The 13,045-nt window shown below is 75.9% G+C and carries 15 protein-coding genes; 8 read left to right on the top strand and 7 right to left on the bottom strand.

Annotation, left to right across the window (positions count from 1 at the left end; all coding sequences use genetic code 11):
• Nucleotides 1-152: 152 nt before the first annotated feature.
• Both ACGFIG_RS25570 and ACGFIG_RS25565 read left to right on the top strand, forming a co-directional pair.
• A complete protein-coding gene (locus tag ACGFIG_RS25570) occupies nt 153-2,207 on the top strand; it encodes an AAA family ATPase (protein ID WP_393006965.1) in 2,055 nt (684 codons plus the stop codon).
• A gap of 118 nt (nt 2,208-2,325) precedes the next feature.
• On the top strand, nt 2,326-3,219 hold the full coding sequence (locus ACGFIG_RS25565; RefSeq protein ID WP_393006963.1) for an aldo/keto reductase: 894 nt from the start codon (nt 2,326-2,328) through the stop codon (nt 3,217-3,219).
• A 105-nt stretch (nt 3,220-3,324) separates the two neighbouring features.
• On the opposite strand, the gene paaI is transcribed toward ACGFIG_RS25565, so the two are convergent.
• Entirely contained in the window at nt 3,325-3,774 is a 450-nt protein-coding gene (gene paaI / locus ACGFIG_RS25560) for a hydroxyphenylacetyl-CoA thioesterase PaaI (protein WP_393006961.1), read from the bottom strand.
• Between the two features lie 210 nt (nt 3,775-3,984).
• On the opposite strand from paaI, the gene ACGFIG_RS25555 reads away from it, so the two are divergent.
• The 3 genes from ACGFIG_RS25555 (at nt 3,985) to crcB (ending at nt 5,681) form a co-directional block, all read left to right on the top strand.
• A complete protein-coding gene (locus tag ACGFIG_RS25555; protein ID WP_393006959.1) occupies nt 3,985-4,743 on the top strand; it encodes a class I SAM-dependent methyltransferase in 759 nt (252 codons plus the stop codon).
• Between the two features lie 93 nt (nt 4,744-4,836).
• Nucleotides 4,837-5,322, top strand: coding sequence for a fluoride efflux transporter FluC (locus ACGFIG_RS25550; protein WP_393006958.1), 486 nt, complete (start codon nt 4,837-4,839; stop codon nt 5,320-5,322).
• Entirely contained in the window at nt 5,319-5,681 is a 363-nt protein-coding gene (crcB, locus tag ACGFIG_RS25545) for a fluoride efflux transporter CrcB (RefSeq protein WP_393006957.1), read from the top strand. The genes ACGFIG_RS25550 and crcB overlap by 4 nt, the downstream gene beginning before the upstream one ends.
• Nucleotides 5,682-5,745: 64 nt before the next feature.
• On the opposite strand, the gene ACGFIG_RS25540 is transcribed toward crcB, so the two are convergent.
• Entirely contained in the window at nt 5,746-7,062 is a 1,317-nt protein-coding gene (locus ACGFIG_RS25540) for an MFS transporter (RefSeq protein ID WP_393006956.1), read from the bottom strand.
• A gap of 157 nt (nt 7,063-7,219) precedes the next feature.
• On the opposite strand from ACGFIG_RS25540, the gene ACGFIG_RS25535 reads away from it, so the two are divergent.
• A complete protein-coding gene (locus tag ACGFIG_RS25535; RefSeq protein ID WP_393006955.1) occupies nt 7,220-8,203 on the top strand; it encodes a LacI family DNA-binding transcriptional regulator in 984 nt (327 codons plus the stop codon).
• A 69-nt stretch (nt 8,204-8,272) separates the two neighbouring features.
• Here the strand turns inward: ACGFIG_RS25535 and ACGFIG_RS25530 are convergent, their stop codons facing one another.
• Nucleotides 8,273-8,836, bottom strand: coding sequence for a TetR/AcrR family transcriptional regulator (locus ACGFIG_RS25530; RefSeq protein WP_393006954.1), 564 nt, complete (start codon nt 8,834-8,836; stop codon nt 8,273-8,275).
• A 102-nt stretch (nt 8,837-8,938) separates the two neighbouring features.
• On the opposite strand from ACGFIG_RS25530, the gene ACGFIG_RS25525 reads away from it, so the two are divergent.
• Nucleotides 8,939-9,865, top strand: a complete 927-nt coding sequence (locus ACGFIG_RS25525) for an NmrA family NAD(P)-binding protein (RefSeq protein WP_393006953.1) — start codon at nt 8,939-8,941, stop codon at nt 9,863-9,865.
• Here ACGFIG_RS25525 and ACGFIG_RS25520 read toward each other — a convergent pair.
• Nucleotides 9,848-10,348: a cupin domain-containing protein gene (locus ACGFIG_RS25520; RefSeq protein WP_393006952.1), complete on the bottom strand. Its 501-nt coding sequence runs from the start codon at nt 10,346-10,348 to the stop codon at nt 9,848-9,850. The two genes, ACGFIG_RS25525 and ACGFIG_RS25520, sit on opposite strands and share 18 nt — an antisense overlap.
• Before the next feature lie 27 nt (nt 10,349-10,375).
• Nucleotides 10,376-10,861: an RrF2 family transcriptional regulator gene (locus ACGFIG_RS25515; protein ID WP_393006951.1), complete on the bottom strand. Its 486-nt coding sequence runs from the start codon at nt 10,859-10,861 to the stop codon at nt 10,376-10,378.
• Between the two features lie 111 nt (nt 10,862-10,972).
• On the opposite strand from ACGFIG_RS25515, the gene ACGFIG_RS25510 reads away from it, so the two are divergent.
• Nucleotides 10,973-11,701 (top strand): HD domain-containing protein, encoded by a 729-nt coding sequence (locus ACGFIG_RS25510; protein ID WP_393006949.1) that lies wholly within the window; start codon nt 10,973-10,975, stop codon nt 11,699-11,701.
• Nucleotides 11,702-11,842: 141 nt separating this feature from the next.
• Here the strand turns inward: ACGFIG_RS25510 and ACGFIG_RS25505 are convergent, their stop codons facing one another.
• Both ACGFIG_RS25505 and ACGFIG_RS25500 read right to left on the bottom strand, forming a co-directional pair.
• On the bottom strand, nt 11,843-12,181 hold the full coding sequence (locus tag ACGFIG_RS25505; protein WP_393006947.1) for a hypothetical protein: 339 nt from the start codon (nt 12,179-12,181) through the stop codon (nt 11,843-11,845).
• A gap of 93 nt (nt 12,182-12,274) precedes the next feature.
• Complete coding sequence (locus ACGFIG_RS25500) at nt 12,275-12,898, bottom strand: restriction endonuclease (RefSeq protein ID WP_393006945.1); 624 nt, start codon at nt 12,896-12,898, stop codon at nt 12,275-12,277.
• Between the last annotated feature and the right edge of the window lie 147 nt (nt 12,899-13,045).

The following is a 13,045-nucleotide window of genomic DNA, read 5'->3' as shown; positions in this document are numbered from 1 at the left end:
TCTACGGGTCTTTCGTCCCTGTGGTACTCCTCGCGCCGACATCGCGACCGAAGACTGCGCGCGGCCGACATACGTCGTTCGGCAGATCCCCCGCCGGCTGATCGGTGACAGTGTCCGAGGCGTCGTCAGCCCTCGTGGGGAAAGGCGGTGCGATGCCCATGCTCACCATCGTCGCTGGACCGCAGCGGATCACCTCGGCAGGCTGGCCGGTTCCGGAGGAGAGACGCCTGGTCACCGTGCTCTTCGTCGACATCGTCGGGTCGACCGCGCTCGTCGACCGGCTCGACCCGGAGGACGTGCGCAGACTGCAACGGGCGTACTTCGACACCGTCGGCGGGGTGCTGCGCCGGTGGCACGGCGTGGTCGAGAAGTACGTCGGCGACGCGGTGATGGCCCTCTTCGGGGCCCGCCGGTCCGACGGGTTCGACGCGTACCGGGCGGTGCGGGCGGCGCTGGAGATCCAGGGTGCCCTCGACCGGCGACCGCCGCCGGGCGCGCCGCGCCTGCGGGTCCGGGCCGGGGTGGCCACCGGCGAGGCGCTGGTGGACCTCGCGGCGGCGCGCGACGGCGGGCACGGCGTGGCCAGCGGCGCGGTGATCACCACCGCCGCCCGGTTGCAGGCGTACGCGCCGCCGGGCGGGGTGGCGCTCTGCGCGGCCACCCACCGCGCCACCCTGGGGCTGGTCGCGCAGCGCCGGGTGCCACCGGTGACGCTGGCCGGCAAGGCGCTGCCGGTCGACGTGTGGCACGCCACCGGCACCAGCCGGCCGGCGCCCGCCGCGCACGAGGGGCCGCTGATCGGGCGGCGCCGGGAACTGGCCGCCGCCCGGGACCTGATCGTCCGGGCCGTGCGGGAACGCAGCCCGCGCTGGCTGTCGCTGGTCGGTCCGGCCGGCAGCGGGCGCAGCCGGCTGCTGCACGAGCTGACCCGCGCGGTGCGGACCGTGGACGGGGCGCCGGTGCGCTGGTGCGTCACGCACTGCCCGCCGTACCAGGAGCCCCTGGCCCCCGTCGCGGACCTGGTGCGTGGGCTCGCCGGCCTCCGCGACGACGACGCGCCCCCGACCGTACGGCGACGGCTCACCGCCGCCCTCACGGACCAGGTGCCGCCCACCGGCCTGACCGGGGCGGTGTACGCGCTGGAGGCGCTGCTGGCCACGCCGGACGCCTCCGGCGACGCGGCCCGGGGCGCCGAGGTGGTGCGGGAGGCGCTCCTCGGGCTCGCCGCCCGGCAGCCGGTGCTGGTGGCGGTGGACGACGTCGACCGGGCCACGGCGGCGCTGAGTCACTTCCTGCACCGGCTCTTCGCGGCGGCCACCGCCCGGTCGCTGCCCCTGGTGGTGGTGGCGCTGCACCGTCCCGAGTGGGCGGACACGCTGCCCGGTCCACGGAACCGGCGGCACCGGCTGGTGGTGCCTCCGCTGCGCCCGGTGGAGACCGGACGCCTGCTGCGTCACCTGCTCGGCCGGGCCGACCGGCCGACGGCGACGGTCGCCCGGTTGCTGCCGCTGGTCGCGGGCAGTCCGGGGCGGGCCGCCGCGTACGTGGCGTCGCTGGGCGCGCAGTCCGTGCCGGAGGCGGTACGCCGGGAGGTCGACGCCCGGCTGGACCGCCTCGACGGGGCCCGACGGGCCGTGCTGATGGCCGCCGCCACCGTCCGCGCGGGGGCCACCGCCGCGACGGTGGCGCGCCTGCTCGACTGGGCACCCGGGCGGGTCGCCCCGGTGCTGGGCGCCCTGGCCTCGGCGGGTCTGCTGGTCCCCCGCGCCGACGGCCGGTACGTCGTCGCCGACCCGGTGGTCCGGGAGGTCGCGTACGCCCGGCTGCCGAGGGCGGTGCGGGCCGCGTTCGCCCGCCGGACCGGACGGCCGGCGGAGGCCGCCGCGTCGTCGGTGCCCCCGGTCGGCGCCGACCCCACCGGCCAGGTGTCCGGGCCGGCGGGGTGTCCCGCGCCCGGCCCGGTGGTGGCCGCCGCGCAGTCTGTCGGGGCCGCTCGGGTGGTGCCGCTGCGCCGCTGGGCCCCGACTCCGGGTCGTGTCCTCCCGACGGCCCCCGGCGGCGTCACCGGTCTCGGCCGGGCGGCCACGGCGGACGGTGCGGAGGCCGGGGCCGTCGCGTCCGTGGCCTGGCCAAGCGGCTCGGCGCGGCGGGGTCGCGGACGACGGCAGAGCTGGATCCTGCCGCGCGGTACGCCGCTCGCGGCGTGAACGGGGCCCGCCGAATCGTGGATCTCCCCCGCGATCCACGCTAACAGGCGCCGGAACCGGTCGGTATCGGGCAGCTGACCGAGTGCGCGGGTCGGGGGCGGCTGGCTAGGTTCGCTCGATGCCCGTCGAAGAGATCACCGCCTCCGCCTCCGGCACCTGGATGCTCGGCGACCGCACCGTGCACCGGATGGGGTTCGGCTCCATGCGCCTCACCGTCGACCCCGACCGGGCGCGCGCCGTGCGCGTCCTGCGCCGGGCCGTGGACCTGGGCGTCAACCACATCGACACCGCCGCCTTCTACGTCTCGCCGGGCGGGCCACTGCGCGTCGGCGCCGGCTCGCCCCGGTACGCCACCGAACTGATCCGCGAGGCCCTCGCGCCGTACCCGGACGACCTGGTCATCGCCACCAAGGTCGGACCGTCCTTCGACGAGGCGAACCGGCACCGGGAACTGGGCCCGGCGGAACTGCGCCGCGAGGTGGAGGAGAACCTGCGCCGGCTGGGCCGGGACCACCTGGACGTGGTGAACCTGCGGATCGTCCGGAAGGCCGGGCACGACTCGGTGGCGGAGCGGTTCGCCGCCCTCGCCGAGCTGCGCGACGCCGGGCTGATCCGGCACCTCGGCCTGTCCAACGTACGGGTGGACCACCTGGACGAGGTGCGGGACATCGCGCCCGTGGTGTGCGTGCAGAACGCGTACGCCCTCGACGCGGGCCGGTGGGCCGACGAGCTGCTGCGGGTCTGCGGCGAACGGGGGATCGCCTTCGTGCCGTTCTTCGCGATCGCCGGCGCCGGGCGGGAGGCGGGCACGGGCGGCGACCATCACGAGGCCGTACGGGCCGTGGCGCACGCGCACGGCGCGACGCCGCACCAGATCCGGCTGGCCTGGACCCTGCAGAAGGGGCCGCACGTGCTGGGCATCCCCGGCACCGGCGACCCGACGCACCTGGTGCAGAACGTGGCGGCCGGCGCGATCCGGCTCACCGCCGGGGACCTCGCCCGGCTCGGCTGACTGGGGCCGCGTGCCCGTACGACGTGGCCTGGCTGGCGCGACGCTGCGCCGGGTCGGCGGGCACCGGCAGGTGGCGCCCGGCCCACCCGGCGACGCGGCGGGGCGTCAGCCGGCGGTCGGGGGCAGGGTGCGGCTGCGGCCCCGGAACTCGGCCACCACCTCGCCGTCGTCGCGGGTGACGGTGACGTCGTAGATGCCGCTGCGGCCGTACCGGGTGCGCTCGGTGGCGTGCGCGGTCAGCAGGTCCCCCGCGCGGGCGGGACGGACGAAGGTGATCTCGCCGCCGGCGGCGACGGTGGCCGGGCCGTGGCTGTTGCAGGCCAGCGCGAAGGCGGTGTCGGCGAGCAGGAACACGAACCCGCCGTGGGCGATGGCGTGGCCGTTGACCATCGCGGCGCTCACCCGCATCCGGGCCACCGCCGCGCCGTCGGCGGCGTCGACCAGCTCGATGCCGAGCCCTCGGGAGGCGACGTCGGCGGCGAACATGTCGTGCGCGGCGTTGCGCCCGGCCACCTCAGGCGTCCCGCCGCTCGCCGACCCGCCGTGTCCCGCCATCGACCGTCACACCCCCGTCCGCAGGCGGTCCCGTCGACCGCCGAGTCCGTACCGTACGCCAGCCCTCGCCGCAACGCGGTGGGCCGGTCGCGGCTGCCACGGGCTCCACGGCAGCGCCGGCCGGCCGCGCCCGCGCCAGTTCGCGAGTTGTTGCAAATAATTGGCAACAAGGTCTGGACGCGTTACCGCTACGTAACTAGCCTCTTCGACATGAGTCCTTACATCCGGGAAGTGGCGGCCTGGCAGGAGAGCTGGGACCGCCAGCAGGAGGCGTACCTGCCGGACCGGGAGCACCGGTTCACGGCGATGCTCGACGCGGTCGACGCGATCCGCGACGACGGGCGGCTGCGACTGCTGGACCTGGCCGGCGGCACCGGCACCATCTCCGACCGCACCCTGCGCCGCTTCCCCGACGCCGAGGTGACCCTGGTGGACCTCGACCCGGCGCTGCTCGCCCTCGCCCGCGCCTCGCTCGGGGACCGGGTCACCATCGTCACGGCCGACCTGGGCCGGCCCGACTGGCACACCGCGCTCCCCCACCGCGACTACCACGCCGTCCTCACCGCCACCGCCCTGCACTGGCTGCCGGCCGAACGGCTCGAACGGCTCTACGCCGAGCTGCGCGACCTGCTGCGGCCGGGCGGAATCCTGGTCAACGCCGACCACATGCCCGACGACGCGCTGCCCCGGCTCAGCGAGCGCCTGCTCGACCGGGCCCGGGACCGGCGGGCGGCCCGCTACGCCGCCGGCGCCGCGCTGTCCTGGACGCAGTGGTGGGAGCGGGCGGAGGCCGACCCGGCACTGCGACCGCTCGTCGCGCAGCGGCACGCCATCTACCCGACCGGGCACAGCCCGGAGTGGAACCCGCCGGTCTCCTGGCACCTGTCCGCGCTGACCGCCGCCGGCTTCGCCGAGGTGGGCACGGTGTGGCGGGGCGGCACCGACGCCGCCGTGGCCGGGGTGCGTTGACGCCCCCGGGACGCCCCGACGGCCGCCGCGCCGGGCGCTAGGCTGACGGGCGCGCACCGAGGTTCCCGCCGTGGCACCGGTGGGGAGGGTGAGGTGACCGGACCGGACCCGCGGGTCGACCCCGACGTCGACCTGCGCGTACCCGCCGACCGGGGCGAGCTGCCGGCCCGCCCCGGGGCGGTGCTCGGTGCCGTGGCGGCCGGCGGCGCGCTGGGCGCCCTGGCCCGCGCCGGGCTCCAGCACACCTTCCCGCACGGCCCGACCGGCTTCGCGTGGGCCACGTTCACGGTCAACCTGACCGGCTGCTTCCTGATCGGCGTCCTGATGGCGGCACTCGACCGGGCCGGTGGCCGCCGGCCGCTGCTGCGCCCGTTCCTCGGCGTGGGGGTCCTCGGCGGCTACACCACCTTCGCCACGTACGCGGTGGACATCCGGCTGGCGCTCGACGCCGGCGTACCGAGGGTGGCCCTGACCTACCTGGCCGCGACCATGCTCGGCGCGCTGGTCGCGGTCTGGCTCGGCGACGCCGTGACCGGTCGGCTGCTCGACGCCCGCACCGACCGCGGGACCGGCCGGTGACCGTCCTGCTGATCGCGCTCGGCGCGGCCGTCGGCGCGCCCCTGCGCTACCTCACCGACCGGGCGGTGCAGGCCCGGCTCGGCGGCACCCTGCCCTGGGGCACCCTGACCGTCAACGTGGCCGGGTCGTTCCTGCTCGGCCTCCTGGTCGGGCTCCCTGTCGGCCCGGCCGCCGCCGCGCTGCTGGGCACCGGCTTCTGCGGCGCGCTGACCACGTACTCCACCTTCGGCTACGAGACGCTGCGGTTGGCGCGCCGGGGCCGGCGGTTCCTCGTGCTGGTCACCGTGCTGTCCAGCGTGGCCGCCGGCCTCGCCGCCGCCACCGCCGGCTTCGCCCTGGCCCAGGCCCTCACCGGCTGAACGCGGCGCCGGCCGGACGTGCTGCGCACGCCCGTGGCGCTCAGCGGGCCGGCGGTCGGCGCGCCTACCGCCCCGGTTGCCGGCCGCCCGGGTGGCCGGCCGTCGGCTCGCGGTCGACGGGGCCGCCGGTCGGCGGGAGGGTCGGGCTGCCGGTTGACGGGACGGCCGGGTGGCGCGGCGGCCGGGTCGCCGGCACCAGGGCGAGGGTGGGCAGCAGCAGCAGCGGCACCACGAGCAGGGCGTGCAGCGTACCGACCCGGTCGCCGAGCAGGCCGAGCAGCGGCGGGCCGGCGAGGAAGGCGGTGTAGCCGATCACGGCGACCACGCTGACCCGGGCCGGCGCCCGCTGCTCGTCGTCGGCCGCCGCGCTCATCCCGACCGGGAAGCCCAGCGACGCGCCGATCCCCCAGAGCGCCACGCCGGCAATCGCCACGGGCCCTGAGCCGGCGAGCACCGCCACGCCCGCGCCGAGCGTGGCGAGCAGGATGGTGCCGGACAGGACGCGCACCCGACCCCACCGGTCCAGCGCGACCGTGCCCACGGTGCGGCCCAGGGTCATACCGACGACGAAGACGCCGAAGACGGCGGCCCCGGCAGCCTCGCTGAGGTCGTACCCGTCGATGAAGGCGACGGCCAGCCAGTCGTTGGCGCTGCCCTCGGCGAACGCCGCCACCAGCACCAGCAGCCCGATGAGCAGGGTGCGCGGCTCCCGCCAGGCGGCGAGCAGGTCACGGCGGCGCTCGGCGGGGGCGGCCGACGCCGAGGTGCCGCCATCAGCCGCCGGCAGGAAGGACCGTACGGCCAGCAGGGTGCCGAGCAGCACCACCACGGCCAGCGCGGCGAGGTGCGCGGCGACCGGCACACCGAGGCGGGCGGCGCCGGCACCGAGCCCGGCGCCGGCGACGGAACCGAGGCTCCACGCCGCGTGGAACCGCGGCATGATCGTGCGTCCCAGCCGCCGCTCGACCACGGCGCCCTCGACGTTCATCGCCACGTCGCAGATGCCGGAGCCGTAGCCGAAGGCGCACAGGCCGACCGCGACCCCGGGCAGGAGACCGGCCGCGGTGGCGACCCCGGCCACGGCCAGCCCGGTCGCGACGAACGCGCTGCCGAGGGCCACGGTGCGGGCCGTACCGAGCCGCTGGGCCACCAGGCCGGCGGTGGGCATCGCGAGCAGCGCGCCGACCGACATGGCGAGCAGGAGCAGCCCGAGGCGGCCCGCGCTGAGCCCGAGCGCGTCGCGGACGGCGGGCACCCGGGAGAACCAGGTGGCCACGGCGAGGCCGTTGAGGGTGAAGACCACGGCCACGGCCGTACGGGCGGCCAGCACCGCCGGGGACACCGCCGAGGCGGGCGCGGCGGATGGGGCGGTGCGGCTCACGGTGACGATCCTTTCACCTCGGACGGTTGCCGCACGATCGCACACCTGGAAGCGTTACCACGGCAACCCGGTTCCGCCCCGCACCGGCGGCGGCCGGAGGAGAACGATGACGCCGGTCGACCGGAGACGGCGCAGGGCCGGCACGGGGAGGGCCGCGATGACGACGCACCGACCGGCGACCCTGCGGGACGTCGCCCTGGCGGCGGGGGTCTCCCAGGCCACCGCCTCGCGCGTGCTCGCCGGCACCGGCTACGCCGCGCCCGCCACCCGGGAGCGTGTGCACGCCGCCGCCGAGCGGCTCGGCTACGTGCCGAACCTGGCCGCCCGCGCGCTCGTCCGGGGCACCGGGGTACGGCTGGTGGTCGCGGTCTCCGGCACCGCCCCGACGGTCCTCGACGACCCGTACGTCGACCGGGTGGTCGGCGCGGCCGCCCGGGTCTGCGCGCCGTACGGGCTCGGGGTGTCGCTGCACTGGCTGCCCACCCGGGCGCCGGGTGAGGTGCGCCGGCTGGCCGAGGACCGTGGCGTGGGTGGGCTCCTCCTGATCAACACCACCGAGGCGGTGCTCGACGCGGTGCCGGCGAGGCTGCGCGGCCGGGTGGCCTCGATCGGCATCGGCTCGGCCCTCGTCCCGGCGTACGACGTCGACAACGGCGGCGGTACGGAGGCGGTGGTGCGGCACCTGTACGACACCGGGCGCCGCCACATCGCCATGGTGACCGGGCCCCGCTGGCTGTCGTGCGCCGGGCGTTCCGTCAGCGCGTACCGGCGGGTGATGCGCGACGCGGCCCTGCCCGTACGGCTGGTGCCGGGCGACTTCAGCGCGGGCCGGGGCCGGGCGGCGGCCCGCGAGGTGCTGGAACGCTGGCCGGACACGGACGCGATCGTGGGCAGCAGCGACGCGACGGCGTTCGGGGTGCTCGACCGGCTGCGCGCCGACGGCGTCCAGGTGCCCGGAGACGTCGCGGTCACCGGCTTCGACGACGTCCCACTGGCCGCGATGACCGCTCCGGCGCTGACCACGGCGACCCATCCGGTGGCGCAGATCGCCACGGCAGCGGCGACGGCCGTGCTGGCCGGGCGACCGGTGCCGCCGTCGACGCTGTTCCCGTCGAGGCTGGTCCGCCGGGTCAGCGCCTGACGACGGCCTGGTCGACCACCTCGGGAATGTGCCGGGCCGGCCGGCGCACCGGGCGCCCGCCGCCCCTGCTCACCCCTGTCGGGGGCTGACGCCCGCCACGGTCAGGGCGAGCAGTCGGCCCGCCTCGGCGGCGGGGTCCGGGTGGTGTTCGGTGGCCAGGGCGATGCCGGTGACCAGCGTGAGCAGGTCGGTGACGGTCACGTCCGGCGCCACCGCGCCGTCCCGCACGGCACGGCGCACCAGCGGGTCGCCGGCCTCGGTGAGCTGCGCCGAGGCGCAGTGCTCGTGCTCCACGTCGGCGGTGCTGTCGCGGCTCAGCGCGACGGCCAGCCCCCGGATGGTCGAGGCCGACGCGGTGACGGCGCCCAGCCACTCCAGCAGCGCGGTCCTGGCGTCGGCCCCGGCCGCCAGGTCGCGGGCGTGGACGCACAGGGCCTCGACCCGTTCGTGGAAGACCGCCGCCAGCAGCGCGTGCCGACTGGGGAAGTGTCGGCGCACGGTGCCCGATCCGACTCCCGCCCTGCGGGCGATCTGTTCGAGGGACGCGTCGGCGCCGTACGCGGCGATCTCCTGCTCGGCCACGGCCAGCAGGAGCGCGCGGTTACGCCGGGCATCCGCTCGCTGGGCGGCCATGACGTCACCTCACGTTGCCTAAGTGGCGGGGTCCGCCGTATCTTATCAAGCAGAAACGGCGGGCCCCGCCGTTTAATGCCGCCGCGCCGCAGGAGGATCCTCATGCCCACCGATTCCGCACCCGTCCTGGTCGTCGGCGCCACCGGCCAGCAGGGCGGTGCCACCGCCCGGGCCCTGCTCGGGGCGGGCGTCGCCGTCCGGGCGCTGGTCCGCGACCCGGCAAGCGACCGGGCGAAGGCGATGGAGGCGCTCGGCGCCGACCTGGTCGTCGGCGACCTGCGCGACCGCGAGTCGGTGGTCCGGGCCGCGCGGGGCGCCCGGGGCGTCTTCTCGGTGCAGATGCCCGGGATGACGGAACGGGGCCCCGACTTCGACGGCGAGCTGGCCCAGGCCGTCAACCTGATCGAGGGCGCGCGGGCCGCGGGCGTAACGCAGTTCGTCCACTCGTCCGTCTCCGGCGCGGGGCAGCACACCGGGTTTCCCGGCTGGGCCGAGGGCCGCTGGGCGCCGCTGGAGCCCTACTACGCCGCCAAGGCCGGCATTCAGGACCGCGTACGCCGGGCGGGCTTCACCCACTGGACGCTCATCAAGCCGGGCTTCTTCATGGAGAACCTCCTGCCCTCCGCCGCGTACCTGTTCCCCCGCGGAGTCGAGGGCGGCCTGGCGACCGTCCTGAAGCCTTCCACCCGGCTCTCCCTCGTCGCGGTCACCGACATCGGCAGGGCGGCCGCCGCGGCCTTCGCCGCGCCGCAGCGCTTCGACCGGGTCGAGCTGGAACTGGCGAGCGACCACCTCAGCATGACGGACATCGCCGCGGCCCTCTCCCGCGCGCTCGACACCGAGGTTGCCGCGCCCGACATGACCGAGGACGAGGCGGTCGCCGCGGGCATGCCGCAGTGGGCGGGCCTCTCGCACGAACTGCTGAACGTCGCGGAGCAGCCTGCCCGCCCGGAGTACGCCCGGGCCCTCGGCATCCCGCTCACGACCTTCGCGGAGTGGACCCGCGAGCACCTACCGGCCGGGGCCTGACGCCGCCTCGGAGCGGGCGCGCCAGAGCGGGCTGTCGACGTAGTGGTTGTCGAACCGCTCGCCGCTCGCCGCGATCTCGGCCGGATCGGCCTCGCCCCGGTGGACCCGCTCCAACAGGCGGTAGTAGTCGAACCGGTCGATGCCGGGCGTGAACACGACCAGCACGTCGGCGGCCTCGTCACGAGCGGGCGCGAACGCGTGCGGGGTGCCCGCCGGCACGACCAGGAAGTCGCCCCGGCGCAGGGTGCGGATCTCGTCGCCGACCAGCGCCTCCAGGACGCCGTCGAGCACGAAGAACGACTCGGCGGCGCGGGTGTGCAGGTGGGGCGGCGCGCCCGGCGAGCCCCGGTGCAGGGTGGCCCGGTTCGCGGTCAGCGCGTCGCCGGTGGCGCCGGCGTCGGCCAGCAGCGTGATCAGGCTGGTCGGCCCGTCGGCGAGCACGGTGGCGTCGGCGGCCCGGACGTGCACGGGTGCGGTGGTCATGTGACTGTCCTCCCTGGACGGTAGTGCTCAGGTGAGCGGTGCGGTGAGCCGGTCGCGGGTGTTGCCGGGGGTGTCCGGGTAGCGCTGCTCCACGGCGGCGCGCAGGTCGGCCAGCGTCTGCCCCGCCAGCTCACGCCGCCAGGCGAGGTCCGCCCGGCGCATCGCCTGCGACACCAGGCAGACCTGCCGGTAGTCGACGTCGCCGCGCCCCCCTGGCCCCTGGCGCAGGATCTGCTCGCAGCGGAACGCCTCCTCCGCGCCGTCGATCGCGACGACCACGTCCAGCACGGTGATCGCCTCGGGCGCCCGGGCCAGCCGGAACCCGCCGCGCGGGCCGGAGGTGGACGACAGGATCCCCGCCCGCACCAACGCCTGCAACTGCTTGTTCAGGTACGCCGTCGGCAGCTGGTAGAAGGCGGCCAGGCGGGCGGCCGACACCGCCTGGCCCGGCTCCGACCAGGTCAGGTTGAGGCAGCTGTGCAGGGCCCACTCGACACCCTCGGCCATCCGCATGTTCTGGACATTAGATGTCCAGGATTAGTCGCGTCAAGAGCCCTCTCCCGAGAGGTCGGGTGACCGACGCCAGGGACTTCCGGCAGCGTGAAGATCGGCTATAAGTGGCGCATGGAGTTTCCCGCCTACCTGGCCACCATGCCGATGCACGCGATCACCGAGATCCACGGCGAGCCCGGCCTGCTGGCCCGGTTCCGGCTGGAGCTGCGCGCGTTCGACGAGGCCGCCCGGGAGCGGCTGACCGAGGCCCTCGACCTGGCGGCCGAACTGCACGGCGACGACCGCCGGGTCCGCGAGCCCTACCTGAACCACCTGCTCCGGGTGGCGATCCGGATGATGCACCACTACCAGGTCCGCGACGTCGACGTGATCGTGGCCGGCCTGCTGCACGACGCGGTGGAGGACCACCCCGAGGACCTGGCGGGCGAGCACGCCGGTGACGACCTCACCGCCGCCGCCCTGGCCACGCTCGCGGACCGCTTCGGCCCACGGGTCGCCCGCCTGGTCGCGGCGGTCACCAATCCGGCGTACGACCCGGAGCGCGACCGGCACGTCCAGTACCGGGAGCACGTGGCGGCCAGCCTGGACCGAGAGCCGTGGGCGCGGGTCATCAAGATCTCCGACTTCACGGACAACGGCGTGGGCGTCATCCACACCGTCGGGCCGAAGGTGACCTCGTCGGCGCGCAAGTACCGCCCGCTCGTGCCGGTCTACCGGGACCTCGTCACCCGGCCCGACACTCCCCTGTCGGCGCCCGTGAAGGAGCACATCCTCGGCCAGCTCGACCTCGCCGAGGAACGCTTCAGCGCCATCCTCGACGAGCCACCCCACCCGAACTGACCGCGTCGACCACTCGTCCCGGTCCGGATCAGGCGCCCACCGAGCACCGCCGCCTCGACGCACCCTCCCTGCACTGACGGCGACGGATGGCGCGCGATGCGGGCGACCGGGCGACGCCGCATGCCGGTACGACCTTGAGCGTCATTGCGCCAGGCGCGCGTTGATCCTGGCCGCCGCCTCGTCCCGCGCCGACGAGTCCGACGACAACACCGTCGCGCCGCGGCTCGGCGGGACTATGAAGACCATTCGATCACCAGCCCTGGTGGTGATCCGCAGCCGTGGCGGCCTGTCGGCGTGGGCGGCCACGCTCTCGATGTCCACCAACGCGATCCGGCGGACACCGCCCAACCCCGCCACCGGCGTGAACGTCACCTCGTCGGCGGTCAGCGCGAGTGTCCCGCCGAGCAGGGCGAGCCGTCCCGCGAACGAGGTGCCCGACGAGAAGGGCACGCTCGCCACCCACCGTTCGTCGCTTGTCATAAGTGGATCCTCACTGCGAAGCCTGCTGGGGGTCACCATTCTGCCCCCGGCGGCACCAGCTGCCCGCCGTCGCGCGGCCTGCCGGCCATCGGGTCAACGGGTCAACAGGCCCGGCGGCGGCGTCCGCCGCCAGGCCCAGGCCTCCAGCTCTCCCCGGTCGACCAGGACGATGCCGAGTTGTCGGGCGAGCCGGACTCCGTCGCCCGCAGTGAAGAGACCATTGGTGACGATCATGCACAGCTCGCCGCCGTGCACCTCCCGGCAGGTGCCGGCGAACCGCTGGATGGCGGCGCTGCCCACCCGGTTCGTCAGGCTCTGCCGCTTGCACTGCACGACGACGCGCCGGCCGTCCGGGGCGATCGCCGTGACGTCCGCGCCACGGTCGCCGGAGCCCCCTGCGACCAGGACCTGCCGGAAGCCTGACGCCGCCAGCAGCCTCGCGAACCACTGCTCGAACTCGGCGCCGGTCATCGCGTCGGTGACCGCGATGGCCCGATCGCGTTCGGCTTGCTCAGCCCGCAGGCGCGCCCGCCGCCGGGACCTGAGCACCAGCAGGGCGGTGGTGGTCGCGACAGCCACGAAGACCAGGAACATCGACCAGTACGGGTGCCGCTGGACGAAGTCGACGACCAGCACGACGAGGGCGAGGACGGCCAGCCCGCCGAGGCCGACACCCCAACCGTTGACCGACCCGCCGTGCGGACGACCACGGCGCACCGATCCGCCGCTCGTCCGGCGCCGTCTGCGGTAGTGCGCCCGGACTCTCGACCCGTTGCGGCGGACGTGAGACTTGACGTACGGCATGCGGCACCTCCGAGGGGCGGGCATCGAGTTTCCCGCCCCGGTGTGACAGACAGGCCGCAA

This window comes from Micromonospora sp. NPDC049048 (genome assembly GCF_043197615.1).
Classification (GTDB): Bacteria; Actinomycetota; Actinomycetes; order Mycobacteriales; family Micromonosporaceae; genus Micromonospora.
The sequence above is the reverse complement of the archived record's forward strand: the minus strand, read 5'-3'. Positions and strand labels throughout refer to the sequence as shown.

Excerpts from the sequence above, each read along its gene's own strand:
- ACGFIG_RS25520 (WP_393006952.1), bottom strand. The coding sequence starts at position 10,348 with ATGACCACCGCACCCGTGCACGTCCGGGCCGCCGACGCCACCGTGCTC.
- ACGFIG_RS25505 (WP_393006947.1), bottom strand. The coding sequence starts at position 12,181 with ATGACAAGCGACGAACGGTGGGTGGCGAGCGTGCCCTTCTCGTCGGGC.
- ACGFIG_RS25555 (WP_393006959.1), top strand. The coding sequence starts at position 3,985 with ATGAGTCCTTACATCCGGGAAGTGGCGGCCTGGCAGGAGAGCTGGGAC.
- ACGFIG_RS25565 (WP_393006963.1), top strand. The coding sequence starts at position 2,326 with ATGCCCGTCGAAGAGATCACCGCCTCCGCCTCCGGCACCTGGATGCTC.
- ACGFIG_RS25530 (WP_393006954.1), bottom strand. The coding sequence starts at position 8,836 with ATGGCCGCCCAGCGAGCGGATGCCCGGCGTAACCGCGCGCTCCTGCTG.
- ACGFIG_RS25535 (WP_393006955.1), top strand. The coding sequence starts at position 7,220 with ATGACGACGCACCGACCGGCGACCCTGCGGGACGTCGCCCTGGCGGCG.
- ACGFIG_RS25515 (WP_393006951.1), bottom strand. The coding sequence starts at position 10,861 with ATGCGGATGGCCGAGGGTGTCGAGTGGGCCCTGCACAGCTGCCTCAAC.
- ACGFIG_RS25525 (WP_393006953.1), top strand. The coding sequence starts at position 8,939 with ATGCCCACCGATTCCGCACCCGTCCTGGTCGTCGGCGCCACCGGCCAG.
- ACGFIG_RS25570 (WP_393006965.1), top strand. The coding sequence starts at position 153 with ATGCCCATGCTCACCATCGTCGCTGGACCGCAGCGGATCACCTCGGCA.
- paaI (WP_393006961.1), bottom strand. The coding sequence starts at position 3,774 with ATGGCGGGACACGGCGGGTCGGCGAGCGGCGGGACGCCTGAGGTGGCC.
- ACGFIG_RS25510 (WP_393006949.1), top strand. The coding sequence starts at position 10,973 with ATGGAGTTTCCCGCCTACCTGGCCACCATGCCGATGCACGCGATCACC.